Source organism: Rummeliibacillus sp. SL167 (assembly GCF_007896505.1).
In the GTDB taxonomy this organism is placed as follows: Bacteria; Bacillota; Bacilli; order Bacillales_A; family Planococcaceae; genus Rummeliibacillus; species Rummeliibacillus suwonensis.
This window is the reverse complement of the sequence record NZ_VCBM01000002.1, coordinates 87395-103851: the sequence shown is the minus strand read 5'-3', so window position 1 is coordinate 103851 and position 16457 is coordinate 87395. Positions and strand designations below refer to the sequence as shown.

Below are 16457 nucleotides of genomic sequence, written 5' to 3'. Positions count from 1 at the left end.
AAATTCAGTTTTGAATTTTTAGATGCCCTTTTTTCTATTCCTCTTACCCCTTCACGATATTTGTAGAACGGTGCTTTGTTTCCGTAATCGTAATACCTCTTTTTTTCATTTCACGAATATAGGCTTCTCCTGGGACAACTTTTTCTGGTGGTAACACTCCCCGCTCCTTGATGGTGCCATCCCCTATTAACTGCGCAACTACTGAAATAGAATTTGCTGTTGCTAAAGCCATGGCAGTTTCATTATTTTCCTGATTTCTATACGTTATCATTTCGTATTCATAGGTCACTGCTTCCTCATTACGTTCGCCTTTGACTACGACACGTAATAAGACAACATCTTGCTTATTGCCGAGCGCAATTTTACTTTGTAATACTTCTCGCAATACATCTCTTACCTTCACCGTTTGACCATTAATATTTACTTCTGTATCTTTCCTTGTTAAACCTAAGTCCACTAATAATTGGAACTTTTTCGCATGCCCTGCATAACGAACCGTTTTATATTCTAATGTTTGAACACCTGGATAAGATTGTGCCAATGTCGATAATCCCCCTGATGTATGGAACGCTTCCAACCCACTAAACCCTTTGAAATAGAAAGGTTCAATTTCAGACAAGGATGGAATTTCACGTAATACCCCATTTCGAACAACATGTGATGGATCTGTATAGTGATCAAAAACACCTTCTAACGAAAAGACAACATTGTATTCTAAAGGTGGCTCCTTCTCAACAGGAATACCTCCTACATAAATTTTGATCGATTTTACATTATCCAATTTAGAAGCACCTAATCCAGCTAAAATATTGACCATCCCTGGTGCAACGCCTATATCTGGGATAAGTGTCAATCCTTTTGCTTTTGCCGCAGGATTCAGCTTCAATATTTCATCTGTTATTCCTCCGATATGTCCACCTAGATCAACAGAATGGACCCCTACCTCAATGGCAGTTCGAGCCACTTTTTCATTGAACTTATAAAATAGTGCATTCACGACAACATTTGCCTTGGACATCACGATTTTAAGCTGCTGGTCATCTGTAGCATCCAACTTTAAGACCTCAATCTTATTCGTTTGAAGTGTATCTGCAAATTGCTGTGCCTGTGCTACGTTTAAATCCGCCAAAAAAACTTTCCCAACCTTAGGGTTTTTTACTAAATCACGAGCAGCTTCTTTCCCCATTAAACCAGCACCTAATACGACAATCTTCATACTATATTCCTCCCCTTATTTGATGTCACTTGTATAACTTTGTGCTTTTCTAAGTGCTCTTTATATCTCTATGCATAACGGTATGACCTCATGCCCTCATAACACTCCATGACCATCCCCCAACTCCTCATATGCAAATGGTGCAGAGAAATTCTATATTTTTACTTTCGTAACAGGCAATAGGCGACATCCTCCTCAAGACTCAGGCATGAAGTAGAAAATAATGGAGACACTGTCTTTTAAGCTTGATTGGCTCCATAGATACCCAGTAGAGGATAAGGAACCTCCTTAGAGAAAATTTCATGCAAAAACGTAATTATGAAAGCGTGAATGCTTATTAAATTTTTATATAAATTCCATGTTACGAAATTGATTCAATTTATTTTCTAAATAATTTTTTTACAATTAACGATAAGTTTAAAAAGTTGAAACTTTTTTTATTTTTACTACGTATTTATACTTAGATTGAGGTCATCAAATGATTCGGAGGTATTAAAATGAATAATCATGAAATTGATTACAAACTACATGGTGATGATATGCAATTTGTTGAGGTAGAACTAGATCCAAATGAAACAGTTATTGCCGAGGCTGGCGCCTTGATGATGATGGAAGATGGTATTCGTATGGAAACTGTATTTGGGGATGGTTCAAGAAGTGGCGGCGGTGGATTCATGAGTAAGCTAATGGGTGCTGGTAAACGTTTAATTACTGGCGAAAGTTTATTTATCACTACATTCACTAATGAGGGTGCAGGCAAAAAACATGTTTCTTTTGCAGCCCCTTATCCCGGCAAAATTATTCCAATGGATTTGAGTACCCTTAATGGCAAAATCATTTGCCAAAAAGACGCTTTTCTTGCAGCGGCCAAAGGTGTCTCCATAGGAATTGAATTCCAAAGAAAATTGGGTACTGGTTTCTTTGGTGGTGAAGGTTTCATCATGCAAAAATTAGAAGGTGATGGCATGGCATTTGTTCATGCTGGCGGTACAATCGTTCGCAAAGAACTTCAACCAGGAGAAAAACTGCGTGTCGATACAGGCTGTCTCGTTGCCATGACAAGCTCTGTGGATTACAATATCGAAGCCGTTGGTGGTGTAAAAACTGCGTTATTTGGCGGTGAAGGCCTGTTCTTTGCAACACTTAATGGACCAGGGACCGTATGGATTCAATCATTGCCATTCAGTCGCTTAGCGAGCCGAGTATTCGCAGCGGCTCCTCGAACACCAGGAGGCTCTACCGATGAAAAAGGTATCGGTGGCTTATTTGACTTGTTTAGTGATGATTAACTAAAAAAATCAATAGCTCGGATTCTACAATAAGAGGAACGCTTCCTTAGTAAGATTCTTGTCGGCCCTCACTCTCACTGAAGGGTAGTTGATCCCTATCTTACTGAGGTAGGAACCGTACTCCTGCTAGTGCAAGATAAAGGAATAAATTAAATGATTTGCTCCCCATTATTACAGCAATAATGGGGAGCTTTTATTTTTTCTAAGGTTCTGCTTCATCGTGTATATATTCAATTTAATATAAATGGATACTTTTTTAATAAAACCTCTAACAAAGCTTCTTTGGAAATCGCCCCCACGTATCCCTATCATGTAGCTTCACTTACTAAATAACAGCTTTTTGAATGATTTTTTCCCAAAATGGGAAGTATGTAGGCAAAGATTCCTGTAATAGATTCCAATAAAATCACACAGTAGGGATTTTCTTTCCCCTTCACTTATCGTCTGCTCATGACTTGCATTTTGGCGTGGAGGTACTTCCTGCTATGTGGGATAAAGCAAGCTTCCTTCAGTAAAGTTTTTTCCATTAAGAGTAAAAGGAACACAGGCTACCTATAGTAACACCTGTACTTCAGATTGAACTTTTACTGGCGTTGGATTCCTCTTCCTATCTTCCATAGAATTCTTGAAATCTTGCGTCGGTCGAGGCTTACTGTCTATTTACAGAATAAAAATTTAGTATGGAGGTCAATTAGATTATGGGAGACAAAAAACAACCAGATGCAAATCTGAAAGGAACTCTCTTTTTGGTTGTAGTTCTGGGGATTTTTATTATAGTAGTTTGGTCACTAGTATTAAACCTGTATTTTGATCGTTTCTAAATCAAGAAGAAAGTAGGAAACTAAATGCATCTGCATAAATATGAAAGATACTGGCTGATATTTGGTGGAGCCTCTCTTGTGCTCTTCCTTCTAATTACAGGTATTATGGCGTTCCATTATGGAAGTCACCCACCAAGCGCCAAAAAAACGATTAACTATGAACAAGTGGAACAAATAGCTCCATTCAACAAACCAGGTGTTCATAAGGTATCAGGAAAGGATTGGGATTATGAAGTCGTATTGGTAGCTTCAGCATTCTATTATAATCCACCTGAATTGAAGGTGCCTGTTGGTTCAAAAGTGAAATTCATCATTACTTCAAAAGATGTGGTTCATGGATTTGAAATAACTGGAACAAATGTCAACATGATGGCAGAGCCTGGCTATATCTCTGAATACACCACAACAGTCGATAAGGCCGGTGATTATTTAATTGTTTGTAGTGAATATTGTGGTGTAGGTCATGCTCAAATGCATTCTATGTTAAGGGTGGTGGATTCTAAATGAGAAAGCAAAAACAAAAACCAACAGAAAAATTTACGGCTAAAACACCAGGCGTCTTGAAGGTAAATGAAAAAGATGCTCGTTTGGTGATGGCACATATGTATGTAGCTTTTCTTGCACTGTTTCTAGGAGGAGCCGCTGGACTCTTGCAAGTGCTTGTTCGTTCAGGACTTTTTGAGCTTCCAGCACCATTTGGGTATTATCAAATTTTAACGATTCATGGCGTGTTATTAGCACTTATCTTCACCACCTTTTTTATCATGGGCTTTCAAGCAGCGTCTGTGAGTAGAACCTCCGGAGCGCTTTCAACTAAGCAAAGGATCATCGGGTGGATTGGTTTTTGGATGATGACAATCGGCACAATTATGGCTTCCATCATGATCTTGACCAATCAAGCCTCCGTCCTTTACACCTTCTATGCTCCATTGCAGGCACATTGGATCTTTTATCTAGGATTAGCACTTGTCGTTGTTGGTTCATGGATTGACAGTCTGGGACATTGTTTGAGATGGGAACAATGGCGAAAAGAACACCCACATCAGACTTCTCCGTTAATGTCTTATATGGCAGTTTGTAATAGTCTATTATGGTTTGTTGCAACATTAGGGGTTGCCATCGAAGTCGTTTTCTTCCTATTACCTTGGTCATTAGGATTCATAGAGCGTGTAAATGTTTTATTAACTCGAACACTTTTTTGGTATTTTGGGCATGCGCTTGTTTACTTTTGGCTATTACCAGCCTATATGATTTGGTATTGCGTCATTCCTAAGATCATTGGAGGTAAAATATTCTCTGACGGTTTGGCTCGCTTATCATTTATCATGTTCGTATTGTTTTCGATTCCAGTTGGACTACATCATCAATTAACCGAACCTGGTATCGATAGCTTTTCTAAATATATACAAGTTGTTTTAACAATGATGGTCGTTATCCCATCCTTAATCACAGCCTTTTCAATGCTGGCGACATTTGAAATGCGTGGGCGTGAACTTGGAGCCAAAGGATTGTTTGGCTGGCTAAGGAAGCTGCCATGGAAAGATGCTCGCTTTTTTGCACCTTTTGTTGGCATGTTAGCTTTTGTTCCCGGTGGTGCAGGTGGTATCATCAATGCTTCTTTCCAAATGAACCAAGTTGTCCATAATACCATTTGGGTAACTGGACATTTTCATTTAACCCTTGCGACTACTGTTATCTTAACTCTCTTTGGAGCTTCCTATTGGCTGATACCTCATTTAACGGGACGCACTTTTACATCGTCATTAAATGTATTAGGTATTATTCAAACGGTTTGTTGGGCCATTGGTATGGCAATCATGTCTTTCGGAATGCATTTCGAAGGATTGACGGGTGCACCTAGACGCTCCACCTTTTCTGATTATGGTGGAGCAGAAATTGCAAAAACTTGGGCTTCCTATCAGCTGGCTGAAGCAGTTGGGGGTACTCTCCTATTCATAGGAATTGTTTTATTCCTCTACATCAGTGTAAAACTCATTTGGTTTGCACCTAAAGGTGAGCAGGATTTCCCTATCGCAGAGGTAGCCCCACAAGCTGAACGGACACCGCCAATTTTAGAAAATTTCAAAGTTTGGATCGTCGTATTAACTGCTTTAATCCTTATCGCTTATACATTCCCTATTTATAGTATTATCGAAAATTCTCCATTAGGCTCGAAAGGCTTTAAACTCTGGTAATAGCAAAAGAATGACAGTTCATTTCTACAATGAACTGTCATTCTTTTATATGTTGAATTTTTCACCAAGTTAAATGGCAACGAATATTTGCAGATTGTCCCCTTAAGTATTAACAATCGAGCTTTTACAGGCAGTTGACTCCCCACCTATCCTCTTCTTATAGCTTTTTAGTCTTCATATTCCTTATCAAAGCTTAGGATATCTCCTGTCTTTGCATCAATCTCTATCTCATACTCATATGTGCCATCTTTTACTTCTATTTCATATATACCTTCTTCAAGGTCGATTTTCGTAACTGTCCCTTTTGCCTTTGATAGTGCAATTTGGGATGCTTTTTGTGAACTGATGATGGCAGCATCATTGTTAATCGCAGTATTTTCTAATGGTTCTTGATCTTGCTTTACAATTGCACCAGTTTGTGCATGAATATCAAATTCGTACTCGTAGCCATTGGCACTGATTGAAATTTCATATAGATTACTAGCTTGTTCATAGTTTGCAGACAATATCGTTCCAGATACCTTGGATAGAGCGATTTGTTTGGCATTTTCCATACTAATCGTATTTGCTCCGATGCTAGCGAATGTTTGTGAAATAGACTCTTTTTGTTGTTTAACAATCGCACCTGTATGTGCATTGATTTCAAATTCATATTCAAATTCGCCGCTTTGTACCTCCACATCGTAAACGCCATCTTCGTTGTCTAAATTGGCAGATGTTACTACCCCACCAACAGCATTTAAAGCGATTTGTTTGGCTTCTTCAAGCCCGATTATGCTGCCATTTGATGCTGTATATACTGAATTGCCATCTCTTTGATTAATAATTGCACCTGTATGCGCATCAATATTTAATTTGTATGTTTTTGAATTTTTGACAATATGAATTTCATATAAGCCATTGTTTTGATTGTATTGTGCTTGTTGCACGACTCCATTAACCGAACGGAGCGCAATTTGTTTGGCTCTTCTTAAACTAATCACGTTACCCTTTTTAGCAGATGTTATTTTTTCCTTATCTTTCTTTAGGATTTTGCCTGTATAAGCATGAATATCAAATTCATATTCATATTTTCCTTTGATGATTTCGATTTCGTATATGTTATCTTCTTTATCTAATTTTGCTTTCCGAATTTTACCTTTAACAGAATTCAGCGCAATTTGTTTTGCCCTTGCTATACCAATTTTCTTGCCTGTTAGATTAGACGTATTATATTTGGTTGATTTTTTTAATAACTCACCCGTTTTAGCATCTAATTTTAACTCGTACTCCGCCTTAGTCCCCTTCACATCAATCTCATACACTGGACCGCTTTTTTCTTGCTCAAGTTCGATTTTATACACTTTGCCTTTCACATAACTTAGAGCCTTTTTAGAAATTTCCTGTGATGATAGAACATCTTGCTTGTTTGAGTTTTGCGCTGCTACCGCAACAACACCTGAAATGACTATAGAACCCGTAATCGCTAATGCAATTATCGTCTTTTTCATAATTTCGCCCTCCTTTTAACTACAATTTACAGGATGAAAATGAAAATACTAGAAGAAAAAGATGAGAATTTAATGAGAAAATCAATCATTTGTAATCGACATTATTTTTCCTGATACAGCATGAATTTGGAACGTTTTCGTATGTCCTTTGGCTTTCATCTCTACTAAATAATAGCCCCCACTACTTGTTTCAAAATAACTTGTATGCTGAATGGTCCCTTTCATTTTTTGCTTAGCAATTCGTTGAGCTTCTTTTTTACTTATTGCAATGTTTTCCGAATGAGCATTTATACGCGTTTCCGATAAAATATCGCCCGTAACTGCATCAACGATAATACTCAACTTTTTATCTCGATTTGTTACTCGCACTTGGTAAACTGTTATATTATTCCATGTATTTAAAAGTTCACTGACAATATTTCCATCATAGTTTTTTCGAATAATCCGATTAATTTTTTCTTTAGAAAGTAAATCTCTTTTCTTTAAGCGCCCTAAATCTGTTCTCTTCATGTGCAAAATTTTACCGTCTTTTGCTCTCACTTCAATATGATAGACTGCCCCATTTTTTGAAAGCTCCATCGCATATTGACCACCATTATTTTCAAATGATGTAATCTCTCCACCATACATTGTTTCAATATTTTTATAAACTTCTATAGTCGATTTTTTATCTTTATTTGACATGTGATTCCACATAAAAAAAGCGGTGAAGATAGCAACAAAGAGGAGTATGATGAACGTGAGGAGTGTCCAATGCTTATATTTCCACATTTTGCTCCTCCTCCTGTTCTTTAAAAGTTAATATCATTGTCGTACCCATTCCTACTGTACTTTCTACGGTTAAATCGATGTTCAATTGTTCAGCGATTTCTTTTGCAATTGCTAAACCTAGTCCGGTTCCCCCTGTTTTCCGATTTCTATCTTGACTTACTCTGTAAAAGCGTTCAAAAAGATGAGGTATATGTGCTTTGGCAATGCCTTCACCACTATCTTGAATTTTGACTACAATAGGATTTTCAGATAAATATACATGGATGTCCTCACTGCTATAGCGTCTTGCATTTTCAAGAAAAATAAAGAATAATTGCTTCATCTTCTGTTCATCTGTAGTAAGAAATACGGGTCCCTCGCCATGTAAATAAAAATTTCTATTATAAGTTTGATGCATTTGCTGTAATGTTTGATGAAGTAAATGATGAATATCTATATGTTCTTTTTGCAGGGGCATTCTTTCTTTATTTTTAGTAAGATCCAACATTTGTTGGATCATTTCAGACATTCGAACCGATTCACTTAGAATAGCATTTACTGATTCTTCTGCGATTTCTTTATGTTCAAAGCCTCTACGTTTTAATAGTCTTGCATAACTTTCAATAACTGTCAGAGGCGTTTTTAGCTCATGTGAAGCATTCGAGACAAATTGCTCTTGTTTACGATAATTTTGTTCAAGCTGCGCCATCATATCGTTAAATGTTTGACTCATTTCGCTCAACTCATCTTTTCCTTGCTTTCGTATATCAATTTTTTCAAAGGTCCCTGATTGGCTACTTTTTTTCATCGTAGCTGTTAAACGTTGGATAGGCTTCAGAACGATTTCACCTAGTGTCATACTGGATAATACAACAAAGATAGCTGCTAAAATAAACATTCCACTCAGTACAAGCCTTAGCAAAGATAGCGTGCTTGCTACACTTTTCATCGATTGCATCATTTGAACATATACGATAGAACCATCCGTCCATACTACTGGTACACTAAAAGACAAAATAGCCGTTTCTTTATATGTTTCTACTTGGTAATCTTCCAATTGCAATCTAGGCTTGTAAGGCTCGAGACCTTCCATTGATTGGACAGCGACAATCATTTTACCATTTTTATCCATGATTCGAATAGCACCGTTAGATGGAATGTATGCTCTTAAAATAGTTGCTGGATCGTTGATATTACTCGTTTGACTAATAGACGTTACAAGCTCCTGTGATTCATCTAATAATTGTTTATACTCTGTATCATAGGCCATCTTCTCATACATAAAATAGATGCCAATTGTCATCAAAACTAAAATAAGGAGCATTAAGATCGTTGAGAAAATATGAATTTTTGTTTTAAGCTTCATAGTTTTTTTCCTTTAATACATACCCCACACCGCGCACTGTTTGGATGAGTGGATGATTACTGCCCTTATCTATCTTTTGACGTACATATCGAATATAAACATCAACAACATTGGTATCTCCATAATAATCATATCCCCAGACCCTATCTAATATTTGTTCACGGGTTAATACTTGTTTTGGATGTTTGATTAAATATAAGAGTAGTTCAAATTCACGAGGAGTCAAATCGATGGAAACACCATTTTTAATCACTTCCCGCGTTTTTTCGTGCATGGAAAGACCACCATATTCATGTAAAAAGGGATCCTTTTTGGGAGGAATCGAGCTGGGTGCTTGATTTTTCTTTTGAAATCTTAATGTCACTCGGATACGAGCCAGCAATTCTTCGATTTCAAAGGGTTTCGTAATATAATCATTTGCACCTAAGTCTAATCCTGTTACTTTGTCTTCCAGTTCATCTTTTGCCGTTAACATAATAATGGGCGTTGAATATTCGGTTGCTCGTATTCTTTTTAAAACATCAATCCCGCTCATAACCGGCAGCATAATATCCAATAAGATTAAGTCCCATTGCTGTTCACGATATAAAATAAGTCCATCCGATCCAGTATAAGCAATACCCGTTTCATATCCTTCAAACTCTAATTCCAATTGCAATACACGTGCAATTTTTTCTTCATCTTCTATGATCAAAATCCGTTCCCGTTCTGCCAAACATCTTCACCTGCCAAATTTCTTTATATCCTTCTCCATGAACAGGATTGAAATAGTCTAATATTCTTCCTTTTATCGTAACATGTTTTTATGAAAATATGATGAGAAGAACTTATCGAAACAGAGCCACTACTTTGTTTTCAGTAAATATTTATTCTATTTTCTAATCTACACACTATAATAACGATCATAGTGTTTCTATAAACATTCTTTAAAAATAGCGAGTATATTTTCTGACTTAACTTCTCATTATTCCCCAGAGTTATTCGTGGCTTTTTATTTTACTATAAAAATAGCACAAACCATGCTCTGGTTTACACTACTCATGTTCGTATAGATCAACAGAATTCCTCTAACAGTTATTCATCATCCAAATTAGATTTGGTTCTCCTTCAAGTTAATTTTGAACAGCAGAGGATAAGTTAGAGTAACCAATAAAATTATAAATCCAGAAATCATAAAAATAGAATAGTTGTTAGAATGGTCGAATAAGGCCGAAAAAAACAATATGCCTAATGGTGTTAATAATTGTGCACCAGTATTTAAGATATTGAATACTCTTCCTTGATAGTGTTTAGGAATTTCCTTGGTCATCCAAACGGTTATAGGTACATTCACCCAAGTAATAGCCATTCCAATGAGAAGATTAAATATACTTATGATAATAATAAAATAAATTTTTTCCAATATTATTCCTAAGAGAATCCCTAAAACTACAAATAATAATCCAATTACGTTAATCATGCACCAAGAACTATACAATGGATAAGAAATATTTTTAGAAACAGATAAAATAATTCCTGAAACAATCATTCCAAATGAAAATATAGCTTCGGTAAAACCATAAATATTGTTTGAAAAATGCAAAATATTGATTTGGATAAATGGAATCCCTATATTCACAGCACCAAACATAAAATTAACCAACATGGCGAAGATTAATGCAAAAAACAATTTTTTACTCTTGATCATATAGTCTAAACCTTGTTTAAATAAAATAAGTATATTCTCTTCCTGAGTAGATTCTTCATCCATGACAATGCTAGTAAGATGAAAATTAATCGATAGCATAATGAAAATCGTCATGATTTCTAGTCCTATTTCTGAAGCGACCAAATATAAAAGTGGTACAAAGTCATATAAAAAAGCGGCTAAAATAGGAGCAGCAATCAAAGTAAGTGAACTTAAAATTTGTTGTAGAGATTTCACTTTTTGGATATGTTCGTCTATCACAATATTCACGATAGATGCTGTAAACGATGTCACTAAAAATTGGTCAGAAATTTTTAAGAAGATCAATAAGAGATATGTAAAAATTAAATGTTCAAAACCATAATAATAAATCATAATGCCATATATACATAAACTTATAATACTTAATAATTGCGCAGCAACAAGCACTTTCTTTTTATCGAATTTATCGACAATACTTCCTGTAAAGGGGAGTAATACTAGGCTTACAACTGGACCAATTACCTGTGAAATTCCAAAACTAAGAGCAGAATCTGTACTTTTTAAAATTAGTAAACCAATTATAAAAGATAATATACCACTACCTAAATTTCCTGTTAAAGTACTCAACAATACCTTGATCATTTGTTGACGTGATGCTTTCTCTATACTTTTCATAAAATCCCCCCTAAAACTCTATATATAACATTCCCTCACTATTTACAAACCTAATTTTTTTACCATAAAAAGCATCTAACCCTAGAATAAGCGGTGTCTTACTATAGCATTTTTCAATAAATAATTTCTTAACACTAAATCCATTTAAACTATTGTCATTCGAGGGTATACAATAATTTTGCACTAAAAATAATTTATTAAGTTGGATACCATTAATTCCTATGGAAAATGAATGACACATTTGAACTTTTCCCTCATACATGGGTATATATAAATAAGAAAAGTTTGACCCGGTGTCAATTAAAAAATGTTGGACTATATCATCGGAATTTTTTATACTATAAATCGGTAAATTTGTATCTAACAAAAGGTTAAATTCACAAGAATCTTTTGCAGTTCCCCAATCTTCTATATCAATAGCTTCTAATTTACTAGATTCAAAATTTAATTGAAAGTCTATAGTCTTTAATATATCCCATCCAATTATTCCATCGATTCTTAAAACTTTAAACAATATATTTTTATCTTTCTTCTCAATAAACGAAACATTTTTTATTTTTATATCACCCAAAAAAATTACTGGAATTGAGTATTTATACTTCGTTATTGTATCTTCACCAATACCTTTTACTTTCAAGTTACAAGGTAATTTTTCTTTAAAATGAATTAATTTTTTCTTAGGTGATATAAAAGAATTTTCAGATCCAGTATCTACTAAGAATATATATTTTTCTTCACCGATAAGTATAGGTAAAACTATCATATTTCCTCTTTTTTTGAACAAATTAATCAATTTTTTTATAATCATTTGAAGTTACCTCACTATTCTTAATATTTGAAAAATTCTGATTTATAACTTATAATGTAAGTAATCCAATAATAAGGGAGATGAAGATATTATGGAAAATATAACAAAAACAATCGACTCTGTTGTTGAAACAGAATCAAACCCTCGTGTTGTTATCACTTGGTAGTTAATAATAAAGAATAAGATTGATCAATATAATCGATCAATCTTATTCTTTATGTTAAGCATTAAATTCCTTTTTCCCAATGCTTGATTTAAATAAAATGAAATGTATCGATACCACCCAGATTCAGTGTAGTCCTTAACCATGTTTAAAGATTTTTTGAGGTATTCGATTGATAGAGTCGTCAATTCTTCTTGTAATGGCTTTGATTCAGTAAGATTTTTAGAGAGATTATTCTTCTTATAATAATAATTTGTATAAATATTATAAGAATTGTGAGAATAATCATCCATGTAATCATCTAAATCATCTAATATCTGCCTTCCAACAGCAAAATAATCATGCGATTCTTTTAAAACATCAATAATTTCTTTATCTAAAAACGTGTTACAAAATTTCTCGTATATTAACAGGGCTATTTTTGCATAAGAATATTTATTATAACAATAGGTTTCTATTTCAGAAATATTCAAACTATTCTCGTAAGAATAAATATACTTTTCTTTAAAAAAACCTTCTTTGGTGACAGATAAATATTTTTGTATTTCTTCCTTAATATCAGGATAATATGTAGTAATCATATTTAGATTGTTTTGATTTTCATGATATAAATCTAAAAGTACAAGTAGATCAAGGGAGTTTGAAAATTTTTGTTCATCATAGATTTTATCCAATAAAAATAAACTTATGAAATGAAGATGAGAAAATTCAATGAGAAACGGTAAATTATCTTTTCCCATATTCATTATATTTTTAAACATAAGTGGATAATAAGAATAGATGCTGTTTGAGATTAATGGAGCATCATTTTTGAGGAAGCCTAAATTCTTAATTGAAAATTTAGAATTAACAGAATTTATAATATTAGTAAATTCAATATATTCTTGATTAGTTATATTTAAAATATCCAATACTTGTTCTACTTTCAAATTTGTCATCCCTTATGTAAAATTTATTATTAAAAATATATTTTTCCATTATCATATAATACTTTTTGTTCAATTACAATATTCTCATTTTTAACTTTATAATCCATAAAATATTTAGTTTTATACAGTATCTCTCTTTAAATATTATTTTTACATAAATTCAATAATTAAGGGGAATTTTCAATTATCATCTACTTCTCAATTTGCTAAATCACAGGTATTAAGTACCCTATGATTTAATTTTACTGTTTATTCAACTCAACTTTAATCTTAACAAATCATTCGATTGAGCTAACACTTTTTGAATTTAACTAAACTGTTTCTAAATTTATGGCTAAACTTATCGAAGAAAAATCAACAAACATTAGCTGCCTAAAAATATTGTTCTACTAAGAGAATTCGTTTTGTTTGGCAAACTCATCCGCACCAATTCAACCTTTAATATAGTTTCCTTCAGTTTGAGATTTTGCGTCCGACTTTCCTCAATTATGTGTCACCAGGGCGGGCATCCTTTACCTTTCTCGCTTTCACTCGCAATTTCTCTTGCCAAGCCAACAGTGGCCTTTTTTACCACCAAGTGATCATCCATAATACCGAGGGCAACAAAAAAGCAGCATATGAGAAAACCTCACATACTACTTTTTCAGATAATATTTTTGGCACAATTCGTACTTATAATCATCCATTACATAAACACGATGATGGCAAGTACAATGGCTAAGACAATACGATAAATGGCAAATGGGACTAATTTTACTCTGGCTATAAGCTTCAAGAAGAATTTTACAGAAATAAGTGCAAAGACGAACGCGCTGATAAATCCCGCAACATAAAAGCCCATATCATCAAAATTAATCTCATTTACATGTTTCAATAATGATATGAAACTTGCACCTGCCATAATCGGTACAGCCATGATAAAGGTGAAATCCGAAGCCGTACGATGGTCTAATCCTAGCAATACCCCACCTGATATCGTAGCTCCTGAACGGGAAAATCCAGGCCATAATGATAAGCATTGAATACAGCCAACTTTGAAGGCTTGAGCATAAGATAGGTCGTCAAGTGATGTAACCCTTGGTCTTTTGGGTCCAAATTTATCTGCTGCAATCATGAATAGGGCACCAAAGAACAAACTGAAAATAACCGTTTCAATGCCAAATAAATGGCTGTCTATGAAATTTTCCAATAATACGCCTAAAACACCTGCTGGAATAACGCCAATAATGACGTGCAACAAATTAAATCGATGATGTGGTTTTTGTCCCTCAAAATGATATAAACCAATAAGACTTAACATTCGTTTCCACATAACAACAACAACCGCTAGGATAGATCCTAACTGAATAACCACTTTAAATGTATTGGCAGAAGATTTTCCTAAAAACTCCTCTGTCTTCAACCACATATCATCCACGATAATCATATGACCTGTAGACGATACTGGAGCAAATTCTGTCATTCCTTCTACAAATCCTAAAATAATGGATTTTAATAACTCTAAAAAGTCCATAGTATCTCCTTATTCTTTTTATGTTTGTAAAGTGAAACTTACTGCCCGTTAAAGCGGGATTGTCCCTCCACTTTTATACAAAGCGAGGTCAATGAAAAGCTATAACACCCCTATTTTTATGGATATTCATCCATCTTTTCTTTCATCTTGCTAACTAAAGCTGATTTTTATCAAACTTTCGGAGGTGAAATGATTTTTTCAGTGGTCTTACTCAAAGTATAGGTGGAACTTTTTCATCAGGTGAAGTAAACTCTCCTACCTGATATACCAAGCGAAACTGGCGCAGTAAAAATTGGTATAACAAAACGAGAAAGATTCCAATGACCAGCTTCCACTCATTTCTAGCAAAACTATCATAACATATTGAAAGAAAAGCTTTCTTAAAGTTTCATTAAATTTCGTTAATCCACTAATTCGACATCAACGACCCACATTTCACTACGACTATTGGTACGAATTGGTGGACCCCAAAATCCAAACCCAGAAGAAACGATGATATGAGTGGTCTGTTTCAATAAATAGCCATAGTCTAACTCAAAAGTTTTACGTGTAATCCACTGATTCGGCCACATTTGTCCTAAATGAGTATGACCAGAGAGATGTATATCCACTCCAAGCTTGACAGGGGTTATTAAATCCGATGGTGTATGATCCATAACAATCCATGGCAATTGATGCTCTGCCCTCTTCGATAATTGTTCTAAAGATTGACGATTCTTATTGGTTTTATCTTCTCTTCCAGTTACATAAAACGAATTGGCTATACAAATTGTTTCATCTTGTAAAATCCTTACTCCTGATTTTTTCATCTCATCTATAAATAATGGAATTTGTTTACCATAGTATTCATGATTACCCAATACGCCATAAACACCATATGTAGAAGTTAATGTTTTCATAACTTCATCCATTTGGTAAGCTCTAAACCAATAAGGATGATCATCCACAATGTCGCCTACTAGAAATACAAGATCCGGTTTAGCCGCATTCGATTTCGATACAAATTTTTGTAAAAGTTTTTTATTGGACAATATGCCGAGATGAAAGTCGGAAGCAATCACCATTCGAAAACTTTCCTTTTCTCCCTTTTGTTTTTTTACTTGAATGGTTTTGGTTCGAACAATTGGTGAGTAAGCCATATATGAACCAAACCCAATGATCACAACAAATAGACCCAAAATGATATAGCCTATCCAAATTATATGTATAGAAGGGATGAACCATAACAACAAATTGGCAATTGGAAATAACAATAGACCATACTCCATTATAATCATCCAATAGCAACTCACTACCTTTGTCATCCGAAAACGTTGATTGATATGACTAAGCACGATACTGTAGGCACAATACAACCAAATAATTGAAAAAACGATTGGGAAATCCATATGAAATACGATCCTCAACCATTGGTATACATTCCAACCAAGATAAAAAACAATAGCGTTATATATGACCAAAAATATGACACCGGCCACTACTTTATTACGCATCCATGTAGTCCCCTTTCCTGAAGAAAAGTTTCAATCACCTCGTAAATATTCGAAAGCTTTTGTTGTCATTTTCAAACTTG

14 protein-coding genes are annotated in these 16457 nt (G+C 34.5%); 4 read left to right on the top strand and 10 right to left on the bottom strand.

Annotation, left to right across the window (positions count from 1 at the left end; all coding sequences use genetic code 11):
• Positions 1-43 precede the first annotated feature (43 nt).
• Positions 44-1216 carry a saccharopine dehydrogenase family protein gene (locus tag FEZ13_RS11955; protein ID WP_146552898.1) on the bottom strand — a complete coding sequence of 391 codons (1173 nt, stop codon included), beginning with the start codon at positions 1214-1216 and terminating at the stop codon, positions 44-46.
• Positions 1217-1713: 497 nt separating this feature from the next.
• Between FEZ13_RS11955 and FEZ13_RS11950 the strand changes: the two genes are divergently transcribed.
• The 4 genes from FEZ13_RS11950 to FEZ13_RS11935 all read left to right on the top strand — a co-directional run bounded on the left by FEZ13_RS11950 (position 1714) and on the right by FEZ13_RS11935 (position 5521).
• The gene (locus FEZ13_RS11950; protein WP_146552897.1) at positions 1714-2505 is read left to right on the top strand and encodes a TIGR00266 family protein; all 792 of its coding nucleotides are present in this window, start codon (positions 1714-1716) and stop codon (positions 2503-2505) included.
• A gap of 698 nt (positions 2506-3203) precedes the next feature.
• Positions 3204-3326, top strand: coding sequence for a cytochrome c oxidase subunit 2A (locus FEZ13_RS11945; protein ID WP_146550288.1), 123 nt, complete (start codon positions 3204-3206; stop codon positions 3324-3326).
• Positions 3327-3350: 24 nt separating this feature from the next.
• Complete coding sequence (locus tag FEZ13_RS11940; RefSeq protein WP_146552896.1) at positions 3351-3833, top strand: cytochrome c oxidase subunit II; 483 nt, start codon at positions 3351-3353, stop codon at positions 3831-3833.
• Positions 3830-5521 carry a b(o/a)3-type cytochrome-c oxidase subunit 1 gene (locus FEZ13_RS11935; protein ID WP_146552895.1) on the top strand — a complete coding sequence of 564 codons (1692 nt, stop codon included), beginning with the start codon at positions 3830-3832 and terminating at the stop codon, positions 5519-5521. Before FEZ13_RS11940 ends, FEZ13_RS11935 begins: the two co-directional genes overlap by 4 nt.
• Before the next feature lie 167 nt (positions 5522-5688).
• On the opposite strand, the gene FEZ13_RS11930 is transcribed toward FEZ13_RS11935, so the two are convergent.
• The 9 genes from FEZ13_RS11930 to FEZ13_RS11890 form a co-directional block, all read right to left on the bottom strand.
• Positions 5689-7011 carry a PepSY domain-containing protein gene (locus FEZ13_RS11930; RefSeq protein ID WP_146552894.1) on the bottom strand — a complete coding sequence of 441 codons (1323 nt, stop codon included), beginning with the start codon at positions 7009-7011 and terminating at the stop codon, positions 5689-5691.
• Between the two features lie 81 nt (positions 7012-7092).
• Complete coding sequence (locus FEZ13_RS11925; RefSeq protein ID WP_186725892.1) at positions 7093-7695, bottom strand: PepSY domain-containing protein; 603 nt, start codon at positions 7693-7695, stop codon at positions 7093-7095.
• A gap of 73 nt (positions 7696-7768) precedes the next feature.
• Positions 7769-9127, bottom strand: a complete 1359-nt coding sequence (locus FEZ13_RS11920) for a sensor histidine kinase (RefSeq protein WP_146552892.1) — start codon at positions 9125-9127, stop codon at positions 7769-7771.
• Positions 9117-9842 (bottom strand): response regulator transcription factor, encoded by a 726-nt coding sequence (locus FEZ13_RS11915; RefSeq protein ID WP_146552891.1) that lies wholly within the window; start codon positions 9840-9842, stop codon positions 9117-9119. The genes FEZ13_RS11920 and FEZ13_RS11915 overlap by 11 nt, the downstream gene beginning before the upstream one ends.
• Before the next feature lie 375 nt (positions 9843-10217).
• A complete protein-coding gene (locus FEZ13_RS11910; RefSeq protein WP_146552890.1) occupies positions 10218-11471 on the bottom strand; it encodes an MFS transporter in 1254 nt (417 codons plus the stop codon).
• A 10-nt stretch (positions 11472-11481) separates the two neighbouring features.
• Positions 11482-12279, bottom strand: a complete 798-nt coding sequence (locus FEZ13_RS11905) for a retropepsin-like aspartic protease (protein ID WP_146552889.1) — start codon at positions 12277-12279, stop codon at positions 11482-11484.
• Between the two features lie 189 nt (positions 12280-12468).
• Positions 12469-13371, bottom strand: a complete 903-nt coding sequence (locus FEZ13_RS11900; protein ID WP_146552888.1) for a hypothetical protein — start codon at positions 13369-13371, stop codon at positions 12469-12471.
• A 685-nt stretch (positions 13372-14056) separates the two neighbouring features.
• Positions 14057-14884 carry an undecaprenyl-diphosphate phosphatase gene (locus FEZ13_RS11895; RefSeq protein ID WP_146550295.1) on the bottom strand — a complete coding sequence of 276 codons (828 nt, stop codon included), beginning with the start codon at positions 14882-14884 and terminating at the stop codon, positions 14057-14059.
• Between the two features lie 401 nt (positions 14885-15285).
• Positions 15286-16377: a metallophosphoesterase gene (locus FEZ13_RS11890; protein WP_146552887.1), complete on the bottom strand. Its 1092-nt coding sequence runs from the start codon at positions 16375-16377 to the stop codon at positions 15286-15288.
• Positions 16378-16457: the final 80 nt, after the last annotated feature.

Excerpts from the sequence above, each read along its gene's own strand:
- FEZ13_RS11955 (WP_146552898.1), bottom strand. The coding sequence starts at position 1,216 with ATGAAGATTGTCGTATTAGGTGCTGGTTTAATGGGGAAAGAAGCTGCT.
- FEZ13_RS11950 (WP_146552897.1), top strand. The coding sequence starts at position 1,714 with ATGAATAATCATGAAATTGATTACAAACTACATGGTGATGATATGCAA.
- FEZ13_RS11945 (WP_146550288.1), top strand. The coding sequence starts at position 3,204 with ATGGGAGACAAAAAACAACCAGATGCAAATCTGAAAGGAACTCTCTTT.
- FEZ13_RS11940 (WP_146552896.1), top strand. The coding sequence starts at position 3,351 with ATGCATCTGCATAAATATGAAAGATACTGGCTGATATTTGGTGGAGCC.
- FEZ13_RS11935 (WP_146552895.1), top strand. The coding sequence starts at position 3,830 with ATGAGAAAGCAAAAACAAAAACCAACAGAAAAATTTACGGCTAAAACA.
- FEZ13_RS11930 (WP_146552894.1), bottom strand. The coding sequence starts at position 7,011 with ATGAAAAAGACGATAATTGCATTAGCGATTACGGGTTCTATAGTCATT.
- FEZ13_RS11925 (WP_186725892.1), bottom strand. The coding sequence starts at position 7,695 with ATGTCAAATAAAGATAAAAAATCGACTATAGAAGTTTATAAAAATATT.
- FEZ13_RS11920 (WP_146552892.1), bottom strand. The coding sequence starts at position 9,127 with ATGAAGCTTAAAACAAAAATTCATATTTTCTCAACGATCTTAATGCTC.
- FEZ13_RS11910 (WP_146552890.1), bottom strand. The coding sequence starts at position 11,471 with ATGAAAAGTATAGAGAAAGCATCACGTCAACAAATGATCAAGGTATTG.
- FEZ13_RS11905 (WP_146552889.1), bottom strand. The coding sequence starts at position 12,279 with ATGATTATAAAAAAATTGATTAATTTGTTCAAAAAAAGAGGAAATATG.
- FEZ13_RS11895 (WP_146550295.1), bottom strand. The coding sequence starts at position 14,884 with ATGGACTTTTTAGAGTTATTAAAATCCATTATTTTAGGATTTGTAGAA.
- FEZ13_RS11890 (WP_146552887.1), bottom strand. The coding sequence starts at position 16,377 with ATGCGTAATAAAGTAGTGGCCGGTGTCATATTTTTGGTCATATATAAC.